The sequence below is a fragment of the Erwinia sp. ErVv1 genome (assembly GCF_900068895.1).
GTDB lineage: Bacteria > Pseudomonadota > Gammaproteobacteria > Enterobacterales > Enterobacteriaceae > Erwinia.
This window is the reverse complement of sequence record NZ_CDPK01000003.1, coordinates 366,647-389,127: the sequence shown is the minus strand read 5'-3', so window position 1 is coordinate 389,127 and position 22,481 is coordinate 366,647. Positions and strand designations below refer to the sequence as shown.

Here is a 22,481-nt window from a genome sequence, read left to right as displayed (position 1 = left end):
CTTAATTCAGTTATCAGCTAATGGCGCTGATAAGCGCATTGAAAATGGTGCTGGCAGTCTGCAGAACCTGGGCGTTAGCCGAGTAATACTGCTGATAGCGAGTCAGATTGCCGTATTCTTCATCCAGATTAACGCCGGAAACCGACTGCTGCTGATTGGTCAGCTGAGTTACCACATTGGTCTGGGTGGTACTGGTCGCTTCCAGATTGCTGGTTTTGTTACCAATATTCGCCACCATGCTGGCATAGCCCTGGGTCAGGGTGCTGTTGCTGTTGATGACCTTTTTGGTTTGCAGATCTAAAAGCGACTGAGCGTTGGTGTTATCACTCACTCCATCATCGGCACCGGCGGCGGCAACTTTAGACTCATCGGTAATATTCACGTCCATATTAACAATGACATCAGAGACCGGTTTCACCAGAAAGCTGTCTTTCGCCGCCGGGGTGCCGCTGACCGTCAGCTGCAGGCCGTCAAAGGCCAGCGTGGAGTTACCGCTGCTGTCGGTGCCAGAGGTGGCGGTTACGCTGGCATTATCCGACAGGCGCGTTACGTTCCAGTTTGACCCGTCGTAGCTTACCTTGTAGTTGGAGGCCTGCACCTTACTGGTATCGGTCCACGCGGCGCTGACGGAGGCAGTGCTGGTATTTTTGGTATTGGCCGTGACTGACGGGCTGCCGAGTTTGAAGAAAGCCTCGCCCTTGTCGCCGTTCACGTCATAGCCCGCTTCATGCTGGGTGTTAAAGCTGTCGCCCAGCGTCATCGCCAGCTGCCCCAGCTGATTACGGGTATTATCCAGATCGGTGCGGAACGACAGCAGGCCACCCAGCGAGCCGGTGGTCACCAGCTTTTCGGGAATTTCGGTGGTGGCGCCGGTGACGGCGTCAACGGTGGCGATGGTGGTCCGGTTTGGATCGCTGCTCGATGGCACGGCGGCCAGCTGGCTGGCACTGTCGCCCTGCACCAGTGAGATACCGTTGCCCATGCTGATGTTGTAGCTGCCGCCATCCTGCTGACTGACGGTCACACCCACCAGGTTATTCAGAGAACTGACCAGCTGATCGCGCTGATCCAGCAGATCGTTCGGCTCGCTGCCCGCGCCCGCACCCTTTAATTTGGTGATCTGCTGGTTAATATTCGCAATCTGTTTGGTATAGCTGTTTACCTGGTCGACGGTAGAGGAAACGGACGTATTCAGGCTGCTGTCGAGATTACGCAGATAGGTATCCGTCACCTGGAACTGATTGACCAGGCCGTCGGCCTTGCCCAGCACGGTCTGACGCGCGGACGAATCGCTCGCGTTACTGACCAGCGTCTGTAGCGAGGAGAAGAAGTCCTGCATATTGGTCGATAAGGTGTTGGTGGTGCTGGAGAACATTTTATCGATATTAGACAGCTGATTGTACTGCGTGGTCAGCGCGCTGGACTGCGTGCTGGCGTTGCGTAGCTGATTAGTAATAAAGGCATCATACTCACGGTTGACGCTGGAAACGGAGACGCCGTTACCCACATAGCTCGCGCCGGTCAGCGTGCTGTTTGCCTGCGCCAGAATCGTCGTCTGACGCGAATAACCGGCAACGCTGTAGTTACTGATGTTATTACTGGTGGTGTTTAACGCGGCCTGAGCGGCGCTTAACCCGGACATCGCGGTATTGATTAAATTAGACATCTCGGTTCCTTTTGTACCCAGGCCACGGCACGGGCAGGTAAGAAGATTCTGCGGCTGCGCTTAACGCAAATCCGGCTTGTTAGAGTTATCGGTTAAACCGCGACAAACTTGAGCAATTAATCAGAACAAATCGCCAATATCCTGGGTATAGGCTTTAACCACTTTTTCACCCATGCTTTTGAATTGATGGATCATCCCCACCAGCTTTTGGGCATATTTTGGATCGGTAGCATAGCCCGCTGCCTGCAGGGCCTGCGCCCCCTGTTCCGGGGTAGAGGCGGTAGTCACGGCGGAGTAGCGCGGGTTATTGGCAATCAGCTTGACATAATCATTGAGCGCGTCGAAATAGGAGTCGTAGACGCGGAATTTGGCCTTCACCTTCACCGCTTCGCCGTTCTCATATTCGGTGGTGGTAATTTCGGTGCTCTTGCCCTGCCAGTTTGCACCCGCTTTGATACCGAACACGTTGTAGCTCGGTTTGCCATCGGCGGTGCGGATCTGCCGCTGCCCCCAGCCGGACTCCAGCGCGGCCTGCGCCAGGATCAGGTGATGCGGGATCCCACTCTGGGCGCTGGCCAGCTGCGCCGGCTGTGAAAGCTGGGCGATGAAATCGCTGCTGTCGCCGCTGAGTGGTGTCTCGGACGAGGGTAAACGCGGCACCGCACGGCGAACGATCTGTTCCATCGCCAGCGGCGGCAGCGTGTTAATGAAGTTTTTATCCAGCATCATCGGCACGGTGCCCGCTTTTTCATCCAGCGGCTGCGCCTGCTCCATCTGCTTAACCATCATATCAGCCAGACCCAGACCCTTAGAGGCGATCTGTTGCCCAATCTGCTGATCGTACATTGAGGTGTAGAGCCGCGTCTGCTCCGTGCTGAGCAGGCCATCCTGCGGCAGGGCCTCACGCATGCTTTTCAGCATCATCTGTACGAACATCCCTTCCACCTGTTTAGCCACTTCCCGGGCATGCGCCTTCGGGTCGCCGCTGGCCTGGCGTTTAAGGTTGTTAAGCGAGCGGCTGTCGTACGCCGCCCCCATCAGAGATTGAGAATCGCTCATCAGATGATTTCCAGTTTGGCATGCAGGCAGCCGGCACTCTGCATGGATTGCAGAATAGACATCAGATCGATAGGCGTTGCGCCCAGCGCGTTAAGCGCCCGCACCACGCTGTTCAGGTTCGCGCTGGCGTTCACGCTTTGCAGTGCCCCACCGCTCTGACGCAGGTCAATTTGCGTCTGCGGCGTGGTGACCGTCTGGCCCCCGGCAAAAGGCGTATTCGGCTGGCTAACGTTCTGCTGCTGATTCACCGTCACCGACAGGTTGCCCTGGGCAATGGCGCAGCTGCTGAGCATCACTTCGCGATTCATTACCACCGTACCGGTCCGCGAGTTGATAATCACTTTCGCATCCTGAATCGGCACTGAGACGTCGATATTCTGAATATCCGCCAGCAGGCGAACCTGCGAGGTGCCGTTGGCAGACACCTGCACCTGCACCGTACGACCATCCAGCGCCTGAGCGGAACCGTAGCCGCTGTGGGCGTTAATCGCATCGCTGATCCGCTGCGCCATGCTGAAGTCTTCATCATTCAGAAACAGGTTGATAACGCTTTGCGTGCCGAAGTTAGTCGGCAGTTCGCGCTCAATGGTCGCGCCGCCGGTTATGCGCCCACCGTTAACCTGGTTGACGGTTACGCTGCTTCCGCCCGCTGAGGCACCCGCACCGCCGACCAGAATGTTCCCCTGCGCCAGCGCGTAAACCTGATTATCCACCCCTTTTAAGGGCGTCATCAGCAGCGTGCCGCCGCGCAGGCTTTTGGCGTTACCCATAGAGGAAACGACTACGTCGATCACCTGACCCTGACGGCCAAAGGCGGGCAGCTTCCCGGTCACCATTACCGCAGCCACGTTTTTTAGCTGCATATTGGTGCCCGCGGGCACGGTGATCCCGAGCTGCGAGAGCATGTTGTTCAGGCTCTGCGTGGTAAAGGGCGTCTGGGTAGTCTGGTCACCGGAGCCGTCAAGGCCCACCACCAGCCCGTAGCCAATCAGCGAGTTATCGCGCACGCCGCCCACGGTAGTCAGATCGCGAATGCGATCCGCCTGAGCCAGAGTGCTGATACCCGCCAGCAGCAGCAGGGCAAACTGAAAAATAATCTTACGCATTGTAGCCTCTTAGTACGGTGACAGGTTCAGGAAGAACCGTTGCAGCCAGCCCATGGTCTGCGCTTCATTGATATAGCCGTTGCCGACGTATTCAATGCGGGCATCCGCCACCTGCGTCGACACCACGCTATTGCTGCCGCTGATGGTGCGCGGGTTAACGACGCCCGAGAAGCGGATAAATTCCGTCCCCTGGTTAATCTCGATCTGCTTCTCACCGACCACTTTCAGGTTTCCGTTTGGCAATACCTGATTAACGGTAACGGTGATGGTGCCGGTAAAGGTGTTATTCGCGGTCGCGCCGCCCTTGCCGGCGAAGTCATTCTTACCGCTGGCGTCAATATTGGTTTTGCTGCCGCCCAGCAGCCCGGTCAGGGCGCTTGGTAATGCGGTCAGGCCCAGCGTACTGCTGCCGTCACGCCCTGCTGACGCAGTCGAGCTTTTGCTCGCGCTGACGTTTTCCTGCAGGGTAATGGTCAGCGTATCGCCGATATTACGTGGGCGTCGATCTTCGAACAGCGGCTGGTAACCGTAGTTCATCGGCATCACGCCCTGAAAAATAGAACCGTTAACCACCGTTGGCGAAGCAGGCAGCGGCTGGGCCGTTGTCGACCCATCGACCAGGGGCTTACGGGGAACCAAAGCACAACCGTTAAGCGTCAGGAGCAGCGTTGCTACCAACAAACGTCCAGGCACTGAAATTTGCTTCGCCATGGAATCACTACCTTTAATCATCAGAAGTTCTTTTATTAACGGCCGGGAAAACCGGCCGCCATAACCTTAAAATTTCGACCCGGAACAGGCGGGTTGTGCAGTGCGACTATTACAGCTGCGTCAGCTTAGCCAGCATCTGATCGGAGGTGCTGATGGCCTTGCTGTTGATTTCATAAGCGCGCTGGGTCTGGATCATACTGACCAGCTCTTCCGCAACGTTAACGTTGGACGTTTCGACATAGCCCTGATAGAGCAGGCCAGCGCCGTTGTTACCGGGCGTACTGTCGGTTGGCGCACCGGAGGCCTGCGTCTCCTGGTAGAGGTTTTCACCCTTACTTTCCAGGCCAGCATCGTTAATAAAGGTGCTCAGCGTCAGCTGCCCAACCTGCACCGGCTGCGTCTGGCCCTGCTGGGTGACGCTGACCACGCCATCGCGTCCCACGGTCATGCTCAGGGCGTTAGCCGGAATGGTAATCGCGGGCTGCACGGGGAAGCCGCCGTTGGTTACCAGTTGACCGTTCTGGTCGGTCTGGAAGGAGCCATCGCGGGTATAGGCCAGCGTGCCGTCGGGCATCTGTACCTGGAAGTAACCCTGACCACTGATCGCCACATCTTTCGACGAATCGGTTTTGTTCAGGTTACCCTGGGTATGTAAGCGCTCGGTGGCGACCGGGCGCACACCCGTACCCAGCTGCATGCCTGAGGGCAGCGTTGTCTGCTCAGAGGACTGCGCGCCAGGCTGGCGAATAGTTTGGTACATCAAATCTTCGAACACCGCACGCTGGCGTTTAAAGCCGTTGGTGCTGACGTTGGCCAGGTTGTTCGAGATGACGTCCATATTTGTTTGCTGGGCGTCAAGGCCGGTTTTGGCAATCCACAAGGAACGGATCATTTAGGTTTCCTCTGCACTTAGCTCATTGACAGCAGCTGATTAGCGCGTTGTTCATTCTCATCGACGCTTGAGATCACTTTCATCTGCATCTCGAAGCGGCGTGCGTTGGCGATCATATCGACCATGGTTTCAACCGGTTTGACATTGCTGCCTTCCAGTACGCCTGGCATCACCTGTATGGTCGGGTCGCTTTGCAGGACGGCACCGCGCTGCGTCTGTGCGCTCGCGGTCAGACGGAACAGTCCGTCATCCCCGCGAGTCACTTCATTGCCGGTGGCTTTCACCAGCTTCAGACGTCCCAGCTGGACAGTGGCATTCGGCGGATCGCCCGGGTTCAGCGCGGTAATAGAGCCATCAGCAGCAATGGTCACCTCAGACCCCTGCGGTACGGCAATCGGTCCGCCGTCGCCCATCACCAGGTTACCCTGGATGGTGAGCTGCCCGGCCGGGTCGAGCTCCATATTGCCGTTGCGCGTATAGGCTTCGCTGCCATCGGGCGCACGCACGGCCAGCCAGCCGTCCTCACGCACGGCGACGTCCAGCGGGCGCTCGGTGTAGTCCAGCGAGCCCTGCGACATGTCGGCACCGGGTGTTGATGCGGTGACCAGCGTGCGCGTTGGCAGCGAAAGCCCCTGCACCGGCACCGCCCGCAGCGCGTTAAGCTGTGCACGGAAGCCGGGGGTTGAGGCGTTAGCCAGGTTACTGGCCGTCACTGCCTGCTGTTCGAGGGTCTGACTGGCAGCCCCCATGGCGGTATATATCGCGTGATCCATAAGACGATCCTGTTAGCCGAATTAACGCAGGTTGACCAGGGTGTTGAGGATCTGGTCCTGAGTTTTGATAGTCTGGGCGTTAGACTGATAGTTACGCTGGGCGACGATCATATTGACCAGCTCTTTACTCAGGTCGACGTTGGATGACTCCAGCGCGCCTGCGGTCAGGGTGCCGAGGTTACCGGTACCGGCAAGCCCTACCAGTGCCTGACCGGACGAGTTCGTCGCAGACCAGACGTTGTTGCCCTCTGACTTGAGTCCTTCCGGGTTGGCAAAGTTAGCCAGCGCAATCTGGCCCAGCGTCTGGGACTGCTCGTTTGAGTAGTTACCGACTACGGTGCCGTCGTTATTAATCTGATAGCTGGTCAGTTCGCCCGGCTTATAACCGTTCTGAGTCGGGTTACCAAAGGTGCTGGTACCGGTGTTCTGCTGCTGGCTGTTCAGCATGCTCAGCGAGAACGTCTGGGCTGCGGAACCGTTCAGGGACGCCATGCTCAGCGTCTGGTTCGCATCGGAAGTCAGCTGACCGCTGCTGTTAAAGGTCATGTTAAACGAACCAGCGGCAGCACCGGTGCTGGCATCCTGCGCGTTAACAGTCCAGTTGTTATCACTCGACTTGACGAAGTAGAGATTCATGGTGTGGGCGTTACCCAGTGAATCATACGTGGTCATTGATGCTTTGCTGTTGTAGGTGTCAACGTTGGTTGCATCAAAAGGCGTCGTCGTGGGAACGCTGTCGGTAGAGTTGAGGTTAGCCACCAGTGCCGCCGTGGTGGTCGCTTTCGCTGACATCGCGGTGGTCGGTACGCTCAGCGCCACCGGCGTAGCGCCGGTCTGAACGGTTGGCGGCGTGCCGGTTGCCGGATAGCCGGTCAGCTGCAGGCCCGCTGCGTTAACGATATTGCGGTTTTCATCCAGCGTGAACTGGCCATTACGGCTGTAGTAGACCGCACCGGTGGTATCGGTCATGCGGAAGAAACCTGACTGGCTGATCGCCACATCCAGCCCGCGGCTGGTAGAGGTGGTGGTACCGTCGTTAAAGTCCTGCGTGACCGCAGCCACCTTAACGCCCAGCCCAACCTTGGAGTCGGCAAACATATCCGCAAAGGAGACGGTGGCGGATTTAAAGCCCACGGTCGCAGAGTTCGCAATGTTGTTACCTATTACGTCAAGATTGCTGGAGGCGGCGTTAAGACCGCTGACTGCCTGTGAAAATGCCATGTGTAATCTCCTGGAAAGGGTTAATTAAATAATCTGACGAACGTTCGCGACGGTACTGGTACCCATCGTACCGAGGTCTAAAACGGCACCGCTCGTGTCGTTAGTCACCCCATTGACCAGTGCATAATTCAGCGGCTGCGCAACCAGTTGACCGGTCGCGTTGCTGGCGCTGATTGACACGCTATATTTGCCATCTGCCGCTGCCGTGCCATCGGATGACGAGCCATCCCATGAGAAGGTGTGCACGCCCGCAGTCAGCGCACCCAGGTTGATGGTCTGCACCACCTTGCCTGTCGAATCGCTGATGGTAGCTGTGGTGGCGGTAGAGGCCTGCTCCAGACTGACGCCAAATGGCGTGGTCTGACTGCTGCCCACTAAGACCTGCGAGCCATCAACCATCACGCCTTTACCGATAAGCGCGGAGGCCTGCAGAGACTGCCCGCTGTTGATCTGCCCGGAGATCGATCCCAGCGTGGTATTCAGTTTCTCAATACCGCTCAGGGTATTGATCTGCGCCAGCTGGGTGGTCAGCTGGCTGTTATCCATCGGATTAGTCGGGTCCTGGTTTTTTAACTGTGTCACCAAAAGCGTTAAAAAGTTGCTTTGAAGATCGGCAGACGACGTATCGGTGGTCGAGGTGGTGGTAATTGAGCTGTTATCCAGCTTTTCATTTACGCCTACAGCAATGCCCATTAGCGAGCTCCTTATTGACCCATCGTCAGGGTTTTCATCATCATTTGCTTAACGGTGTTTAACACTTCGACGTTAGCCTGGTAGCTGCGTGAGGCCGAAAGGGTGTTCACCGTTTCCCCGACTACGTCAACGTTAGGCATTTTTACGTAGCCTTTCGCATCCGCCATGGGATTGCCCGGTTCATAGACCAGCTTTGCTGGTGTGGGATCGTCAACCACCTGGGAAACACGTACGCCGCCGGTGGGTGAGCCGGGCTCGGCATTGGTCTGAAAGACCACCTGCTTTGCCACATACGGCTGGCCGTCAGGCCCGGTAACGCTGTCGGCGTTAGCCAGGTTACTGGCGCTGACGTTGAGCCGCTGCGACTGTGCGTTCATCGCCGATCCCGCAATATCAAAAATATTGAGTAAAGACATCGATTATTGCCCCTGTAGCACGGACATCATGCTTTTGATCTGGCTGCTGATAACGGTCAGATCGGTCTGATATTTCAGGCTGTTGTCCGCAAACTGCGTACGTTCGCGGTCCATATCAACCGTGTTGCCATCCATCGACGGCTGATCCGGGATGCGGTACATCAGGTCCATGGAGGCGGGTTGCAGCGTTTCTGCGGGAATATGGCGTGCCGACGTAACCGCCAGCGACAGCCCCGATCCTTGTGCCCGCCCCTGCTCCATCACCTTGTTCATCTGACTGGCGAAATCAATATCGCGAGCCTGATAGCCAGGGGTGTCAGCATTGGCGATGTTAGATGCCAGGATTTCCTGCCGCTGGGCACGCAGGTTTAACGCTTCGGTATTAAACCTGAGTGCCGCGTCCAGTTTGTCGAGCATGCGTCCTCCGCAAATGAGAATTTAGAGCTGACAGCATAAGCGCGTGGGGGGAAGACTTATCGTCAGAATAGCGCCTAAAAGCGTTGCTAATTTGCGCCTTGACCTGGGGCAACAGTCAGTACAATGACTTTCATGTTGAGATGCGGGAAGAAAAAATGCGCGCCTTAAGCCTGCTTGTAATGTGCCTGACCGGACTGCTCACGCTGTCGGCCAGCGCCGAAGACCTGACCGGTCAGTTAAATCAATTTTTTAAATCCCGCTATGGTGAAAACGGCCAGAGTGCCGATACCCTTAGCGTGGTAGTAAAAACGCCGCAGGCACAGTGGCCAGACTGCACTGCCCCGCAGTTCTCACTTCCCGGTAACAGCCGGATGTGGGGTAGCATGAGCGTCGCCGCAAACTGCGGGCAGAACCGTCGCTATATTCAGGTCCAGGTTCAGGTGACCGGCGATTATATCGTCGCCGCCCGGCAGGTGGCTCGCGGTACCGCCCTCACGCCCGCCGATGTCAAAATTGAACACGGACGGCTGGATACCCTGCCCGCCCGTGCGGTGATGTCAGCGGATGAGATTGCCGATGCGGTCACCCTGCGCGACTTTTTGCCAGGACAGCCGGTTACGCTGATGATGGTCAGACAGCCCTGGCGGGTTAAGGCGGGTCAGAACGTGACCGTAACCGCCAGCGGCGAGGGCTTTAACGTCTCCAGCGAGGGGCAGGCCATGAATAATGCCACCGCCGCCCAGCTGGTACGCGTGAGAATGAGTTCAGGGCAGATTGTGAATGGTAAAGTTGGCGCGGATGGGAATATTCTGATAACGCTATAAAGGGCTAAAGATGGCTTCAGTTCTGCCGATAGTGTAATTAACAGACATAGTACACTTATCTTATCTGGCCGCTTTCAGGCCTGAGCATACAGGAGCCAGACATGAGCATCGACAGAACTCAACCTTTGAACCCAGCGGCTACCGTTCAGACGCGTGATACTAACGAAACGGCAGCACCGAAGGCACGTCAGGTCGAGACGAAAACTACCCCGTCCGCTACCCAGGTTGTACTGAGCGGCGCGCAGTCACAGCTGACCAAATCCAGCTCGCAGGATATTAACACCGCGCGCGTGGAAGAGTTAAAAACCGCCATTCGCAATGGCGACCTGAAAATGGACAGCGGTAAAATCGCTGATGCCCTGATTCAACAGGCAAAAGATTCGATAGAAGGTAACTAACCGGATGGATAAGCTGCTGAACGCGCTTGATAAAATGCTCGAAGTGCTATCGAACCTGGCCGACGTCATGATGGCAGAGCAGCAACAGCTCTCTGGCGGACAGGTCAACAGCAGCTTGCTCCAGCGTATTACCGAAGATAAAAGCTCCCTGCTGGCCACGCTCAATTTTATTGAGCAGCTGCGGCGCGATGCGGAAAAAGAGGCCGGGCTACATGCGCCCTACAGCCTTCAGCCGGAGATGGCGAAGCGCTGGGCCGCTATTCAGGAGCAGACCGTTAAGCTGCGGGATACCAACCTGCACAACGGGCTGCTGCTGAATCATCAGATTGGCTTTACCGAGCAGGCGCTGGAGGTGCTTAAGCCCCACCAGACGCAAAAATTCTATGGCCCGGACGGTCAGGCAACCTCGAGCGGTTTTATCAGTCGTAAAGTCTGATTAACGTTCCCGCCCTGCCTTTCCGAAACGCTTCCGACCCCGGCGCAGCAAACGTTGCGCCGGGGTCTTTTTATGATGCCGTGCGCCGCGCGTAATCGCTCACGCGGAAGCCCAGCAGCGCCAGAACGATGAAGTAGACGCCGCCGCCCACCGCACAGACACCCGCCAGTCGCACCAGCCGCCAGAGCATATTGCCGCTCGCCCAGTCAGGCATAATCATCATCATACCGACCAGCGCAGCGGCCATCGCGACTACCGCCAGCAGCAGGCGTACCAGGAAGCTTGTCCAGCCCGGCTGGGGCTGAAAGATTTTTTGCTTACGCAGCTGCCAGTAGAGCAGCGAGGCATTCAGACAGGCCGCCAGCCCAATCGACAGCGACAGTCCGGCATGCTTCAGCGGACCGATAAAAGCCAGATTCATCAGCTGGGTCACTATCAGGGTGACAACGGCAATTTTAACCGGCGTCTTGATGTTCTGACGTGAGTAGAAACCGGGAGCCAGTACCTTCACCACGATGAGTCCCATCAGGCCAACGGAGTACGCCACCAGCGCCCGCTGAGTCATCGAGGCATCAAAGGCGGTGAACTTGCCGTACTGAAACAGTGCCACGGTGAGCGGTTTTGCCAGGATCCCCAGCGCAACCGCGCTGGGCAACGCCAGCAGGAAGCAGAGCCTTAACCCCCAGTCCATCAGGCGGGAATATTCGTCATGATTGCCGCTGGAAAAGCTTTTCGCCAGGGAGGGCAGCAGAATAGTCCCCAATGCCACGCCCAGAACGCCGGAGGGGAACTCCATCAGGCGATCGGCGTAGTACATCCAGGAGACTGAACCGGAGACCAGAAATGAGGCGAAAATGGTGTTGATAATCAGTGATATCTGGCTGACCGATACGCCAAGTATCGCTGGCCCCATCTGGCGCATCACCCGCCAGACGCCCGCGTCCTTAAGATTGAGTCGCGGCAGCACCAGCATGCCAATTTTCCGAAGGTGCGGCAGCTGATAACCCAGCTGTAGCACGCCACCCGCGACCACGGCCCACGCCAGTGCCAGCACGGGGGGATGGAAATGCGGTGCGGCAAACAGGGCAAAACCGATCATACTGACGTTTAATAGCGTCGGAACGAACGCAGGTACCGAAAAGCGGTTCCAGGTATTCAGGACCGCACCCGCCAGCGACGCCAGGGAAATCAGCAGGATATAGGGAAAGGTGATACGCAGCAGGGACGAGGTCAGAGCAAATTTATCTGCCGTATCGGCAAATCCCGGCGCGGTAATCAGAATAACCCAGGGTGCGGCCAGCATGCCCAGCACCGTGACCAGCGCCAGCGCCAGCGTGAGCAGGCCGGAGACATAGGCAACAAAGATTCTGGTCGCCTCTTCCCCCTTCTGACTTTTGTATTCCGCCAGGATCGGCACAAACGCCTGAGAAAACGCGCCCTCAGCAAAGATACGCCGCAGCAGGTTGGGCAGTTTAAACGCCACAAAAAATGCATCCGTTGCCATCCCGGCACCAAATATTCTTGCCACAATGGCATCGCGGGCAAATCCCAGCACGCGCGAAAACAGGGTCATCGAGCTGACCGCCGCTAGCGATTTCAACAGGTTCATGGTCTTCCTGGTTCTTGGTGATAAATGACGACGTAAGACACGACTGAGCACAGGTCTTTCGCGCTCGGGTCGGCATAGTCTACTGATGCTGAAGGAAATGACCACATTCGTTTGTTACAGCGGATTATTCGCGCTCGCTTTCACGCCACAGTTTTTCAACGATACGCTGTGCCATCAGTGCCTGGTCACCCGAGGTCTGCGGCTGCGTCTGATTCTGCACGCAGTCGATAAAATGGTGCGCTGCGCCGGTAAAACCACGCAGTTGCGACGTGGTTTGCCAGCTTGGCACAGGGTCACTTATCAGCTGGCCACCGTGCTCCTGCTGAAAATTGCGCATGTCGCTGACGTTCCATACGCTGCCATCCGTAATGGCCATGACGGATTCACGATCGGTTCCTGCCCGACGGTGCATACTGGTCGTTATCCTTGCCTGCCCCACCGTAAAGTGATGCTCCGCATACAGCATTTCGCCCAAATCGCTGGTGAGCAAACATCCGCCCTGCAGCTTGCCAACGCCGCCGCTTAGCCACAGCGCGGTGTCCACCACGTGCAAATAATCATCCAGCAGGGTAAAGAACAGATCGCGCGGGCCGACGCTATTGCTGCGGTGCTTATCCATTCTCAGCGACACCGGCGGCTGGCTGAGCTGCGCTTTTAGCTGTAGGTAACGTGGCGCAAACCGGCGATTAAACGCCACCATCAGCCTGCGCCCCCGGCGATGGGCCAGCTCCACCAGCTGTTCCGCTTCATGTAACGTTGCCGCCAGCGGTTTATCCACGCAGACATCCACGCCCGCCAGCAGCAGCTGTTTAACGATAGCGAAATGCGTCTCGGTTGAGGTGTGAACGAACGCGGCATCACAGCTGGCGGCCAGCGCATCCAGCTGCGAGAAAAGCGGTATACGGTAGCTGTCACAGAGGATTTTGGCTTTTTGCTGACTGGGAGAAAAGGCCCCGGCGATATGCCAGCCCGTGGTCTGCGTCACCACCGGTAGCCAGGCTTTCTGCGCAATATTACCCAATCCGACAATGCCTATACGAAGTTGACTCATTACGTCGCGTCTCGCTTATGTTCGTCCGGAGGTGTTATCCCCGACGTTCGGGTGTCCATTCGCTGGCGGTCAGGGCCGTCAGCACGTGATCCTGCCAGCGACCATCAATCAGCAGATAATCCTTTGCATAACCCTCTTTTACAAAACCCAGCCGGGCCAGCAAATCGCCGCTGCGATGATTATGCGGCATGTAGTTTGCCATAATGCGATGGATGCGCTGCTGGCGCTGCATATAGCGAATCGCCGACTGTAGCGCTTCAAACATCATTCCCTGGCCCTGCCACTGCTGCCCCAGCGAATAGCCCAGGTAGCAGGCATGGAAGGATCCCCGTACCACGTTGCTGAAGTTCGCCACGCCGCGAACCGCGTTTTCTTCCGGATCCATCACCATAAAATAGAATGCGCTGGCCTGTCGGTGCATTTCGGTGATCAGACCGAGCCTGGCCTGCCAGCCGGAGGGGTAACAGTGACTTTCGTCCCGCACCGGCTCCCAGGGTTTAAGAAAAGCGCGGTTTTCAGCGTAATAGTCTGCCAGACGCCATGCATCGCGCTCATGGACCAGGCGAACAACCAGTCTGTCCGTAGTCAGGCGCACTTTGGGCGCAGCGGATCGATAGCCAAACATCATTTCTCCTGAATTGGCCAGATGACATTTTTCACGACATCCCTCGCTCACACCCACTGAGCCGCTCAGGGCCGCATTCAGGGAGGGAGATGACTGACCTCACTATAGCCGCCCGCAGCGCGACAGGTAACTGGATCCCGTTAAAAACCTTCAAACTTTTACATTTGCCGCTAAATACCGCCGTCGGTTTGCCCTGCCCGCTAATCTCTTCCATACTTACTCTTTGTAAACTCAGAATAATTCGAGGAGGGTTTCTTGAAACTTTACATCTACGATCACTGTCCGTTCTGCGTAAAAACCCGCATGATTTTCGGCCTGAAAAACATCCCTGTTGAGCTGATAGTGATGCTCAGTGACGATGTGGCCACGCCTGAGAAGCTGATTGGCCAGAAAATGGCACCGATCCTGATGAAAGAAGATGGCAGCTGCATGCCCGAAAGTCTGGATATCGTTGAATGGGTGGATAAGCGGAATGGTGAACCTCTCCTGACCGGCTCCACCAATCCCGCCATTAGCGAATGGCTGCGCCGCGTGAATGGCTATCTCAACAAACTGCTGCTGCCGCGTATTGCTGCGGCCTCCTTTGCCGAATTCGCTACGCCCGAGGCGCGCCGCTACTTTCATGATAAAAAGGAAGCCAGCCAGGGCAGCTTTGATGAACTCAAAAAGCATGCTGACGGCTATATCAAAAACGTCAACGACGATCTGCGCAAGCTCGATAAGCTCATTGTCCAGCCGAATGCGGTAAACGGTGAACTCTCTCTCTGGATGATATTCACCTGTTTCCGGTGCTGCGTTCGCTCAGCCTTATCGCCGGGATTGAGTACCCCAGCCGCGTGGCAGATTACCGCGACAATATGGCCAAACAGACCCAAATCAATTTGTTATCTTCGATAGCTGCCTGATCGATCGGGGCCGCGCCGTGCGGTCCTGCGTCATTTTGTTACCTGTTTCCCCTCCCTTTATCGGTTCTCCTGGTGACTCCGGACTGAATGTCGTGCAAGCTATTGTTTTGCGCCAGAAGGTACTGGCTGCACGCTCCCAGGAGGATAGCTATGAAAAAGGTGACTCTGGCGCTTTGCGCCTTTTTTTTGACCGGTCTGCTGGCTGGTTGTAATCAGCTTACGCAGTACACGATTAGTGAGCAGGAAGTGAATCAGGCCCTGCAGAAACACAATAATTATGAAAAGCAGATTGGCGTTGCAGGGCTGATTGACGCGCATATTGTCCTGACCGATCTCAGCAGTCAGATTGGTCGTGAAGAACCGAATAAAGTGACGCTCTCCGGCAATGCAAAGGTCAATATCAGCTCGCTGTTCGGCCCGCAGCAGGCCACCATGAAACTGACCATGAAGGCGCTGCCGTTCTACGATAAAGATCAGGGCGCGGTATTCTTAAAGGATATGGAGCTGGTAGACGTACAGGTCGAACCTGAAAAAATGCAGGGCGTGCTGAAGACCCTAACGCCTTATCTGAATCAGTCGCTGAAGGACTATTTCAATCAAAAACCGGCCTGGGTGCTCAGTACCGATCGCAGTAAGGCTGAGTCGCTGGCAAAACGCTTTGCTAAAGGACTGGAAGTGAAACCCGGCGAGCTGGTTATTCCCTTCACCGAACGTTAAGCGACTTCAGAGGCGCGCTGTGCGACCCTGTTGATGGGCGCGCCTCTTGTTCCACAGCGCGCCCTCCCCCCTCTCTGAGGCCGCCACCGGCGCGATTAACGGCCAGACTACGCTTACCCGCTGAAATCTTTTTTTTCCGACGGTAAACAAACCTGGTGCATTCAGCCCGCTTTATCCCTATGCTTGATACCCGGCCAAATCCAGCCATCACTGACTGATTTCACTTCTGCCGGAGCACGATGATGACAACACTTCCCCAGCAACTCCTGATCCGCCGCCCTGACGACTGGCATATCCATTTGCGTGACGACGAGATGCTGCAAACCGTGCTGCCCTATACCAGTGAAGTGTGCGGTCGGGCCATTGTGATGCCTAACCTGGTCCCGCCTGTTACCAGCGTGGCGGCTGCCGTGGCCTACCGTGAACGAATTCTGGCTGCGCGCCCTGCCGGGCACGATTTCACCCCCCTGATGACCTGTTATCTGACGGATACGCTGGACGCCAGTGAACTGGAAACCGGCTTTAACGACGGTGTTTTCACTGCCGCGAAGCTGTATCCCGCCCATGCCACAACTAACTCCAGCTACGGCGTAACGGATATCGCCAGCATCGCCTCGGTGCTGGAGCGAATGCAGAAAATCGGCATGCCGCTGCTGGTCCATGGTGAAGTGACCGGTGCAGATATTGATATCTTCGATCGCGAGGCGCGTTTTATTGAGACGGTGATGATCCCGTTGCGCAGGCAGTTTCCGGCGCTGAAAGTGGTGATGGAACATATCACCACCCGGGAAGCCGCCGCCTATGTCCAGGAGGGCGATAGCCTGCTGGCGGCCACCATCACACCTCAGCACCTGATGTTTAACCGTAATCATATGCTGGTTGGCGGCATCCGGCCCCATCTGTACTGCCTGCCGATATTAAAGCGCAACGTTCATCAACAGGCGCTGCGTGAGGTGATAGCCAGCGGTAACGATCGCTTCTTCCTTGGCACCGACACGGCTCCGCATCTGCAACACCGTAAAGAGTCCAGCTGCGGCTGCGCCGGGGTATTTAATGCGCCAACCGCGCTGTCTGCCTATGCGACAGTGTTTGAGGAGATGAGCGCCCTTGCGCATTTTGAGGCATTTTGTTCGCTAAACGGGCCGCGTTTCTACGGCCTGCCGCTAAACGAGGGGACAGTAAAGCTGGTTCGCAAGCCCTGGAAAGTAGCCGAAAGCATTGCGCTGGGTAATGACCGCCTGATCCCCTTCCTGGCGGGCGAGACGCTTAACTGGACGGTAGAGCGTTAACGCCCCGGCCAGGGTTCGTTTCAGAAAGTGATTGCCTGTGCGTTAAATACTGTATATATTCACAGTAACTTAATCGGAGGCTGTTATGCGTGTTGAAGTTACCGTTGCAAAAACTACTTCTCTTCCCGCCGGTGCCATCGATGCGCTCTCAAATGAGCTGATCAAGCGCATTGATAAGCAGTTCCCGGAATCGCCAAACAGCGTCTCCGTCCGTTATGCCGGGTCCAATAATCTGACCGTCATGGGTGGAGGCAAAGAAGCCAAAGACCGCGTTACCGAAATCCTCCAGGAAACCTGGGAAAGCGCTGACGACTGGTTTATCACTGACTGATTCTATTTTGTGCCGTAGCTTGCCGGGTTTTGCCATCCGGCCTTTTTGTTTTTCATCCCCGCCCCCCTCGCCGTAATGCCTCTGCCGTTGTAGACTGGTTTAGATTACCTGTCCCTGACACAAGCTCAGCTGAGGAACCCATCATGACGCCTGAAACCCCCGAAGAAGCGATGACATTTGGTGAATTACTGGGACTGATTGCCGACCAGCAGCGACGCCTCAGCGTATTAGAAATTGCTTTTTCCTCCCTTTCATTTTGCCTGGATGAGAAAGCTGTTTTATTACTGACGCAGCGTCTGCGGCTGGAAGCGCAAAATCACGACCGTGATGAAAATATGCGGCAGCATTTTTCCCGCCTGGCTGAAGAAGTTGAAAAGCATCGTGCGCCGATCAATATACCGCTTCAGGGTGATGACCGATCCCCACTTTTTTAAACGCGCCGGTGCGATTAATTTCCTGAAGATGCCCTGACGAAATAATAACCAAATAAAACACCCATTCATCCTGTGGGTAAATTTCATTCAGCCAAATTCAAAATCCCTGTTATAGTTAAACGGCTCTGTGAAAAAAAGACCGCATTGAACCTCGATAAATCACTTCGTTGTCATCATTAACACGAATAATAAGGGGATCATAATGGACAGAAACAAAGACGTTATCCAGACACATCCCCTCGTTGGGTGGGATATCAGTACCGTAGACAGCTACGATGCAATGATGATCCGGCTACATTCCCTTACCTCAAACGAGCAGCAGTCCGAAGAGGCTGAAGTGGGGCAGACCTATTGGTTAACCACTGATGTTGCCAGACAATTTATCTCTATCCTCGAAGCCGGTATTGCCAAGATAGAAGCCACGGAATATCAGGATCGTGATTACAAAAAGCATTAGTCCGTTTTGGCTTTATCTTAAGGGCACCCAACAGGGTGCCTTTTTCATTACTGCGACAGTTTGCTATTCTGCATGCCTCACCTGATTACTAAGGACCCGGATGCAGATGGTTTATGATTTAATCGTAGTGGGCAGCGGCTCGGTTGGCGCGGCTGCGGGCTTGTACGCTACGCAGGCCGGACTGAAGGTTCTGATGATTGACCGGCATCATCCTCCCCACCAGCAGGGCAGCCATCATGGTGAAACGCGACTGATCCGCCATGCCTATGGCGAAGGCGCGTACTATGTCCCGATGATACTGCGCGCACAGCAGCTGTGGGACCAGCTGGAAACCGACTGCGGCGAGCGCATTATGCATCGCTGCGGCGTGATTAATCTGGCTCCCGACGACTCAACCTTTATGCGCAATATCCGCCATAGCGTCAGTCAGTTTACACCTGAAACAGAAACGCTTAGCGGTGATGACGTGACTCGCCGCTGGCCTCAGCTCAGCGTTCCACCTGGCTATAGCGGCATTTTCGAACCCCGCTCGGGCTACCTGAAATCAGAGCTGGCGATCCGTCATATGATTCGGTTGGCGAAAGAGGCAGGCTGTGCGCAGCTGTTTAACTGCGGCGTGGACTCGCTTGAGGAGCGCGACGGTTTGCAATGGGTTAGCACCGCCGATGGCGACTTTTGCGCGCGAAAACTGCTGCTTAGCGCAGGAACCTGGGTGAAATCTCTGCTCCCCTCCCTGCCCATCACGCCGGTCAGGAAAGTCTTCGCCTGGCATCAGGCCGATGGGCGCTACAGCGAAAATAACCGCTTCCCCGCTTTTACCGTTGAAACGCCTGACGGCGGGCAGTTTTACGGTTTCCCGGCTGATAACAATGCTATTAAGATTGGTAAACACAACGGCGGCCAGACCATCACATCGCCTGAACAACGCAAGTCTTTTGGCTCCGTCGCCGAAGATGGCAGTGAGCTCTTCTCTTTTCTGCGCCAGTTCTTACCGGGCGTGGGGGTCTGTCTGCGGGGAGAAGCCTGCACTTACGATAATACGCAGGATGAAAACTTTATTATTGATACTCTACCCGGTTCGCCGGATCGACTTATTATTAGCGGCCTGAGCGGACATGGTTTTAAATTTTCAACCGTATTAGGCGAAATAGCGGCAGATTTTGCCCAGGATAAATCCTCTCAATTTGATTTATCGCCATTTAGTCTTTCACGTTTATGATTTGATTAGTCTGGTAACGATTATTAAAAACGCCCTGCCAGCGCATCGCTTACAGGGCGTTTTTTACCGTCTTATTTAACCGGGCCTCGCCCGGTTTTTTTATCTACGCGCCGTTACTTTGGCGTATTAAGCGCGGCGTCTTTCTTTTTCTGTCGCAGACGAAGCTTGTTAATTAGCTTATGGGCTTCTGCCTCATTCGCCACCGCCGGGGCCGATCCATTAAGCGGCTTCCGCGCCGTTTCACGCATGGTAAATACGGTAATCACGCCAATAACCCCTGCGCCCATTAAATAGTAGGCCGGCATCATCAGATTGTGCGTTGTACTGACCAGCCAGGTGGTAATCAGCGGCGTGGTACCCCCGAACAGCGAAACGGAAAGGTTAAAACCAATCGCCAGCGCGCTGTAGCGAATATCAGTGGCAAACAGTGCCGGAAGCGTTGCGGGCATTGAGCCGCTGAAGCAGGTATGAATCGCCCCAAGGATAATCAGGCCCACGAATACCCATAGCATATTACCTGATCCAATCAGCATCAGGCAGGGGATCGCCATCACTATCAGGGCAACTGCGCCGCCCCAAATAACAGGACGACGGCCCAGGCGATCGTTCCAGTGCCCCCAGAACAGCGTCAGCGGCATCATGACAAACATCACCACCAGGATCAGCAGCAGGCTGCTCATCTCACTCAGCCCCAGAATCCCGGTCAGGTAGCTTGGCATATAGGAGGTGAGCATGTAGTTAGAGACGTTAAACAGCAGCACCAGACCAATACACTTCAGCATCTGCGCGCGGTACTTGCTTAACATCTGAAACAACGTCAGACGGGGTTTGCTGTGCTCCAGCGCTTCCTGTTTCTCCATATGCTTTTGAAAAGCGGGCGTCTCTTCCAGTTTCAGACGCACATACAGACCAAAGAGGCCCAGTGGCGCGGCGATGAAGAAAGGAATGCGCCAGCCCCAGTCCAACAGCGTCTGTTCCGGCATAAAGGCGGTCAACGCCGTGACCAGGCCCGCTCCCAACAGGTAACCGCCGAGCGTGCCGAATTCCAGAAAGCTGCCCATAAAGCCGCGACGGTTATCGGTTGAATATTCCGCGATAAAGGTTGCGGCACCACCGTATTCCCCCCCGGTAGAGAAGCCCTGTACCAGCCTGGCAACCAGCAGCAGGATCGGTGCCAGGATACCAATCTTCTCGTAGCTGGGGATGATACCGATGCAAAATGTCCCGATGGACATCATGATCATGGTGATCGCCAGCACTTTCTGACGACCAATTCGGTCGCCGAGTGGACCAAACACCAGACCACCCACCGGACGCACCAGGAAGGCCGCCGCGAAGGCGCCAAAGGTCGCCAGCAGCTGTGCCGCCGCGCTGCCGCCGGGGAAGAACACCTTACCAATGGTAACGGCAAGATAGCTGTAAACACCAAAATCGAACCACTCCATGGCGTTACCCAAGGCTGCAGAACCTACGGCGCGCTTAAGCATGTCGCCATCAACGATAGTAATATCTTCGAAGGTCAGCTCTTTTGGCTTCTTTGGCTTTTGCCAGAAATGCTTCTTCTGTTTTTCTGTGTTGCTCATACAATCTCCATGAGTAAGGGTGAGCAGCGTTATAGCTTTCGTTGCCGGTGAAAAATGAACTAAAGGGAAAGAAAGCTATAAAGCAGCGGATTGCGACGGGGCGAAGGTGTTAATACGCGTGGGCAACTTTTCTTTACGGATATTTACTCTAGTAGACGACCTGTTTTTTTTCAAGTTTGTGATAGCTATCGTTTTAATTGCGGAATTTTTGGCGTAAATGCAGGTAGCGTAAGCAGAAAGGACAAAACTGTATCAGCGTCAAACAGGGCCAGCCGTCCGACTGGCCCCTGAACGCGGGCAAATCGGACTGGCCCTTAACGCGGGCAGATCCGACTGCGGGATCTTTCAGCGTCAACGTTACGCTAACGGTCCGGATCGGGGATCGTTAGCGCTATCGTAAAGTTAGCGATCTGATTCGGGGATCTTTAAGGTCATATTCAATAAGCCACGCGACTTATTGAACACCTTATTACCGTTTTCACGGCCCGCGCGACGCGCGCGCTGCTCTTCCGGCGTAAGGACCAGCTCTTCCATACAGAGCGGACTACAGCAGTGCTGGTACTTTTCCGCACAGGCTGGGCACTGGATAAACAGCAGGTGGCAGCCATCGTTCTTGCAGTTGACGTGGTTATCGCACACCGTGCCGCACTGATGGCAGTGCGCAATCACCTCGTCGGAGATACGCTCCCCCATCCGCTCGTCAAAAACAAAATTTTTGCCCTTGAAGCGCACGGGTAGCCCCTGCTCGCGCGCGCGCCGGGCATATTCGATAATCCCGCCTTCCACGTGATAAACGTTCTCAAAACCATTATGTCGCATCCAGGCGCTGGCCTTCTCACAGCGAATGCCCCCGGTGCAATACATGACGATTTTTTTGTCCTTATTGTCCTGCAGCATATCGACCGCCATCGGCAGTTGATCGCGGAAGGTATCGGCAGGGATCTCAAGCGCGTTCTCGAAATGGCCCACTTCGTACTCATAGTGGTTACGCATATCGACAAATATCGCCTCGGGATCGTCCAGCATGGCGTTCACTTCATTCGCTTTGAGGTAGTCACCCACATCGCTGGCATCAAAGGAATCATCGGTGATGCCATCCGCTACAATACGTTCGCGCACCTTCAGGCGCAGCACCCAGAACGATTTACCGTCATCGTCCAGCGCGATATTCATCCGCAGGTTATCCAGCGCCGGATGGAAGGCATAGAGCATCGTTTTCATCGCGTCGTACTGGCTGGCAGGTACGCTAATCTGGGCATTGATGCCTTCGGCCGCAACGTAGACGCGGCCAAAAACCTTAAGTCGGGTCAGCGCAACATAGAGCGCGTCACGAAAGGCTTTCGGATCGTCAACAGTGAAGTATTTATAAAAAGAGACGGTGGTGCGCGGCTCGGTTTCGGCCAGCATGCGCGCCCTCAGCTCTTCATTGGAAACAAGGTTATGTAACACTGGCATGGTGTTCGTTCCTGCATTCAAGAGAGAAATTTTGCGGCGGCTATGATACCTGAATCATTCGGAAATCAAACCAGATTCGTCAGTCGTTGCCGGGTTCTTTAAAAGGTAATGTTTGGCACTTAACAGCATAGCCTGATCAACATCACAGAAATAACCGCCTATAGTTAGCCTGTTCAGTTCAGAACTGTGATTGA

The 22,481-nt window shown here is 55.4% G+C and carries 24 protein-coding genes and 1 pseudogene; 10 read left to right on the top strand and 15 right to left on the bottom strand.

Features of this window, described 5'->3' with window-relative positions; all coding sequences use genetic code 11:
- Window positions 1-13: 13 nt before the first annotated feature.
- The 10 genes from flgK to flgB form a co-directional block, all read right to left on the bottom strand.
- Window positions 14-1,666, bottom strand: coding sequence for a flagellar hook-associated protein FlgK (gene flgK, locus A1830_RS06025; protein WP_067703162.1), 1,653 nt, complete (start codon window positions 1,664-1,666; stop codon window positions 14-16).
- Window positions 1,667-1,786: 120 nt separating this feature from the next.
- Window positions 1,787-2,725 carry a flagellar assembly peptidoglycan hydrolase FlgJ gene (flgJ, locus tag A1830_RS06020; protein ID WP_067703160.1) on the bottom strand — a complete coding sequence of 313 codons (939 nt, stop codon included), beginning with the start codon at window positions 2,723-2,725 and terminating at the stop codon, window positions 1,787-1,789.
- Window positions 2,725-3,831, bottom strand: a complete 1,107-nt coding sequence (locus A1830_RS06015; RefSeq protein ID WP_067703157.1) for a flagellar basal body P-ring protein FlgI — start codon at window positions 3,829-3,831, stop codon at window positions 2,725-2,727. The genes flgJ and A1830_RS06015 overlap by 1 nt, the downstream gene beginning before the upstream one ends.
- Window positions 3,832-3,840: 9 nt before the next feature.
- Window positions 3,841-4,542, bottom strand: coding sequence for a flagellar basal body L-ring protein FlgH (locus A1830_RS06010; protein WP_067703718.1), 702 nt, complete (start codon window positions 4,540-4,542; stop codon window positions 3,841-3,843).
- Window positions 4,543-4,651: 109 nt separating this feature from the next.
- Complete coding sequence (flgG, locus tag A1830_RS06005; RefSeq protein WP_067703154.1) at window positions 4,652-5,434, bottom strand: flagellar basal-body rod protein FlgG; 783 nt, start codon at window positions 5,432-5,434, stop codon at window positions 4,652-4,654.
- 17 nt (window positions 5,435-5,451) lie between these two features.
- A complete protein-coding gene (locus A1830_RS06000) occupies window positions 5,452-6,207 on the bottom strand; it encodes a flagellar basal body rod protein FlgF (RefSeq protein WP_067703151.1) in 756 nt (251 codons plus the stop codon).
- Between the two features lie 21 nt (window positions 6,208-6,228).
- The gene (flgE, locus tag A1830_RS05995; protein ID WP_067703146.1) at window positions 6,229-7,428 is read right to left on the bottom strand and encodes a flagellar hook protein FlgE; all 1,200 of its coding nucleotides are present in this window, start codon (window positions 7,426-7,428) and stop codon (window positions 6,229-6,231) included.
- 24 nt (window positions 7,429-7,452) lie between these two features.
- Window positions 7,453-8,121 (bottom strand): flagellar hook assembly protein FlgD, encoded by a 669-nt coding sequence (gene flgD / locus A1830_RS05990; protein ID WP_067703143.1) that lies wholly within the window; start codon window positions 8,119-8,121, stop codon window positions 7,453-7,455.
- A gap of 11 nt (window positions 8,122-8,132) precedes the next feature.
- Complete coding sequence (flgC, locus tag A1830_RS05985) at window positions 8,133-8,537, bottom strand: flagellar basal body rod protein FlgC (RefSeq protein WP_067703140.1); 405 nt, start codon at window positions 8,535-8,537, stop codon at window positions 8,133-8,135.
- 3 nt (window positions 8,538-8,540) lie between these two features.
- Window positions 8,541-8,954, bottom strand: a complete 414-nt coding sequence (gene flgB / locus A1830_RS05980) for a flagellar basal body rod protein FlgB (protein ID WP_067703137.1) — start codon at window positions 8,952-8,954, stop codon at window positions 8,541-8,543.
- Window positions 8,955-9,109: 155 nt separating this feature from the next.
- Between flgB and flgA the strand changes: the two genes are divergently transcribed.
- From flgA to flgN, 3 genes are all read left to right on the top strand, one after another.
- Window positions 9,110-9,778 (top strand): flagellar basal body P-ring formation chaperone FlgA, encoded by a 669-nt coding sequence (gene flgA / locus A1830_RS05975; protein WP_067703715.1) that lies wholly within the window; start codon window positions 9,110-9,112, stop codon window positions 9,776-9,778.
- A gap of 101 nt (window positions 9,779-9,879) precedes the next feature.
- Window positions 9,880-10,176 (top strand): flagellar biosynthesis anti-sigma factor FlgM, encoded by a 297-nt coding sequence (gene flgM / locus A1830_RS05970; RefSeq protein ID WP_067703134.1) that lies wholly within the window; start codon window positions 9,880-9,882, stop codon window positions 10,174-10,176.
- Between the two features lie 4 nt (window positions 10,177-10,180).
- Window positions 10,181-10,612, top strand: a complete 432-nt coding sequence (gene flgN, locus A1830_RS05965; RefSeq protein ID WP_067703132.1) for a flagellar export chaperone FlgN — start codon at window positions 10,181-10,183, stop codon at window positions 10,610-10,612.
- A 70-nt stretch (window positions 10,613-10,682) separates the two neighbouring features.
- On the opposite strand, the gene murJ is transcribed toward flgN, so the two are convergent.
- From murJ to rimJ, 3 genes are all read right to left on the bottom strand, one after another.
- Window positions 10,683-12,221 carry a murein biosynthesis integral membrane protein MurJ gene (gene murJ / locus A1830_RS05960; protein ID WP_067703130.1) on the bottom strand — a complete coding sequence of 513 codons (1,539 nt, stop codon included), beginning with the start codon at window positions 12,219-12,221 and terminating at the stop codon, window positions 10,683-10,685.
- A 124-nt stretch (window positions 12,222-12,345) separates the two neighbouring features.
- Window positions 12,346-13,272, bottom strand: coding sequence for a Gfo/Idh/MocA family protein (locus tag A1830_RS05955; RefSeq protein WP_067703126.1), 927 nt, complete (start codon window positions 13,270-13,272; stop codon window positions 12,346-12,348).
- A 34-nt stretch (window positions 13,273-13,306) separates the two neighbouring features.
- On the bottom strand, window positions 13,307-13,897 hold the full coding sequence (gene rimJ, locus A1830_RS05950; RefSeq protein WP_067703123.1) for a ribosomal protein S5-alanine N-acetyltransferase: 591 nt from the start codon (window positions 13,895-13,897) through the stop codon (window positions 13,307-13,309).
- 255 nt (window positions 13,898-14,152) lie between these two features.
- On the opposite strand from rimJ, the pseudogene grxB reads away from it, so the two are divergent.
- From grxB to solA, 7 genes and pseudogenes are all read left to right on the top strand, one after another.
- Window positions 14,153-14,802 (top strand): annotated as a pseudogene (gene grxB, locus A1830_RS05945) (glutaredoxin 2).
- A gap of 150 nt (window positions 14,803-14,952) precedes the next feature.
- The gene (locus tag A1830_RS05940) at window positions 14,953-15,519 is read left to right on the top strand and encodes a lipoprotein (protein WP_067703121.1); all 567 of its coding nucleotides are present in this window, start codon (window positions 14,953-14,955) and stop codon (window positions 15,517-15,519) included.
- Between the two features lie 242 nt (window positions 15,520-15,761).
- Window positions 15,762-16,808, top strand: coding sequence for a dihydroorotase (pyrC, locus tag A1830_RS05935; RefSeq protein ID WP_067703111.1), 1,047 nt, complete (start codon window positions 15,762-15,764; stop codon window positions 16,806-16,808).
- A gap of 85 nt (window positions 16,809-16,893) precedes the next feature.
- Entirely contained in the window at window positions 16,894-17,139 is a 246-nt protein-coding gene (dinI, locus tag A1830_RS05930) for a DNA damage-inducible protein I (RefSeq protein ID WP_067703109.1), read from the top strand.
- 143 nt (window positions 17,140-17,282) lie between these two features.
- Entirely contained in the window at window positions 17,283-17,573 is a 291-nt protein-coding gene (locus A1830_RS05925) for a hypothetical protein (protein WP_067703106.1), read from the top strand.
- A gap of 202 nt (window positions 17,574-17,775) precedes the next feature.
- Window positions 17,776-18,030 (top strand): biofilm formation regulator BssS, encoded by a 255-nt coding sequence (bssS, locus tag A1830_RS05920; RefSeq protein WP_067703098.1) that lies wholly within the window; start codon window positions 17,776-17,778, stop codon window positions 18,028-18,030.
- Window positions 18,031-18,136: 106 nt separating this feature from the next.
- Window positions 18,137-19,249 carry an N-methyl-L-tryptophan oxidase gene (solA, locus tag A1830_RS05915; RefSeq protein ID WP_067703712.1) on the top strand — a complete coding sequence of 371 codons (1,113 nt, stop codon included), beginning with the start codon at window positions 18,137-18,139 and terminating at the stop codon, window positions 19,247-19,249.
- A gap of 113 nt (window positions 19,250-19,362) precedes the next feature.
- Here the strand turns inward: solA and proP are convergent, their stop codons facing one another.
- Window positions 19,363-20,832 (bottom strand): glycine betaine/L-proline transporter ProP, encoded by a 1,470-nt coding sequence (gene proP, locus A1830_RS05910; protein WP_067703095.1) that lies wholly within the window; start codon window positions 20,830-20,832, stop codon window positions 19,363-19,365.
- A gap of 402 nt (window positions 20,833-21,234) precedes the next feature.
- Window positions 21,235-22,287, bottom strand: coding sequence for an oxygen-dependent tRNA uridine(34) hydroxylase TrhO (locus tag A1830_RS05905; protein ID WP_067703091.1), 1,053 nt, complete (start codon window positions 22,285-22,287; stop codon window positions 21,235-21,237).
- Between the last annotated feature and the right edge of the window lie 194 nt (window positions 22,288-22,481).

Excerpts from the sequence above, each read along its gene's own strand:
- A1830_RS05955 (WP_067703126.1), bottom strand. The coding sequence starts at position 13,272 with ATGAGTCAACTTCGTATAGGCATTGTCGGATTGGGTAATATTGCGCAG.
- murJ (WP_067703130.1), bottom strand. The coding sequence starts at position 12,221 with ATGAACCTGTTGAAATCGCTAGCGGCGGTCAGCTCGATGACCCTGTTT.
- A1830_RS06015 (WP_067703157.1), bottom strand. The coding sequence starts at position 3,831 with ATGCGTAAGATTATTTTTCAGTTTGCCCTGCTGCTGCTGGCGGGTATC.
- flgB (WP_067703137.1), bottom strand. The coding sequence starts at position 8,954 with ATGCTCGACAAACTGGACGCGGCACTCAGGTTTAATACCGAAGCGTTA.
- flgK (WP_067703162.1), bottom strand. The coding sequence starts at position 1,666 with ATGTCTAATTTAATCAATACCGCGATGTCCGGGTTAAGCGCCGCTCAG.
- flgD (WP_067703143.1), bottom strand. The coding sequence starts at position 8,121 with ATGGGCATTGCTGTAGGCGTAAATGAAAAGCTGGATAACAGCTCAATT.
- rimJ (WP_067703123.1), bottom strand. The coding sequence starts at position 13,897 with ATGTTTGGCTATCGATCCGCTGCGCCCAAAGTGCGCCTGACTACGGAC.
- proP (WP_067703095.1), bottom strand. The coding sequence starts at position 20,832 with ATGAGCAACACAGAAAAACAGAAGAAGCATTTCTGGCAAAAGCCAAAG.
- flgM (WP_067703134.1), top strand. The coding sequence starts at position 9,880 with ATGAGCATCGACAGAACTCAACCTTTGAACCCAGCGGCTACCGTTCAG.
- bssS (WP_067703098.1), top strand. The coding sequence starts at position 17,776 with ATGGACAGAAACAAAGACGTTATCCAGACACATCCCCTCGTTGGGTGG.
- flgC (WP_067703140.1), bottom strand. The coding sequence starts at position 8,537 with ATGTCTTTACTCAATATTTTTGATATTGCGGGATCGGCGATGAACGCA.
- pyrC (WP_067703111.1), top strand. The coding sequence starts at position 15,762 with ATGACAACACTTCCCCAGCAACTCCTGATCCGCCGCCCTGACGACTGG.
- A1830_RS06000 (WP_067703151.1), bottom strand. The coding sequence starts at position 6,207 with ATGGATCACGCGATATATACCGCCATGGGGGCTGCCAGTCAGACCCTC.
- A1830_RS05940 (WP_067703121.1), top strand. The coding sequence starts at position 14,953 with ATGAAAAAGGTGACTCTGGCGCTTTGCGCCTTTTTTTTGACCGGTCTG.
- dinI (WP_067703109.1), top strand. The coding sequence starts at position 16,894 with ATGCGTGTTGAAGTTACCGTTGCAAAAACTACTTCTCTTCCCGCCGGT.
- flgA (WP_067703715.1), top strand. The coding sequence starts at position 9,110 with ATGCGCGCCTTAAGCCTGCTTGTAATGTGCCTGACCGGACTGCTCACG.
- flgN (WP_067703132.1), top strand. The coding sequence starts at position 10,181 with ATGGATAAGCTGCTGAACGCGCTTGATAAAATGCTCGAAGTGCTATCG.
- A1830_RS05925 (WP_067703106.1), top strand. The coding sequence starts at position 17,283 with ATGACGCCTGAAACCCCCGAAGAAGCGATGACATTTGGTGAATTACTG.
- flgE (WP_067703146.1), bottom strand. The coding sequence starts at position 7,428 with ATGGCATTTTCACAGGCAGTCAGCGGTCTTAACGCCGCCTCCAGCAAT.
- flgJ (WP_067703160.1), bottom strand. The coding sequence starts at position 2,725 with ATGAGCGATTCTCAATCTCTGATGGGGGCGGCGTACGACAGCCGCTCG.
- flgG (WP_067703154.1), bottom strand. The coding sequence starts at position 5,434 with ATGATCCGTTCCTTGTGGATTGCCAAAACCGGCCTTGACGCCCAGCAA.
- solA (WP_067703712.1), top strand. The coding sequence starts at position 18,137 with ATGGTTTATGATTTAATCGTAGTGGGCAGCGGCTCGGTTGGCGCGGCT.
- A1830_RS05905 (WP_067703091.1), bottom strand. The coding sequence starts at position 22,287 with ATGCCAGTGTTACATAACCTTGTTTCCAATGAAGAGCTGAGGGCGCGC.
- A1830_RS06010 (WP_067703718.1), bottom strand. The coding sequence starts at position 4,542 with ATGGCGAAGCAAATTTCAGTGCCTGGACGTTTGTTGGTAGCAACGCTG.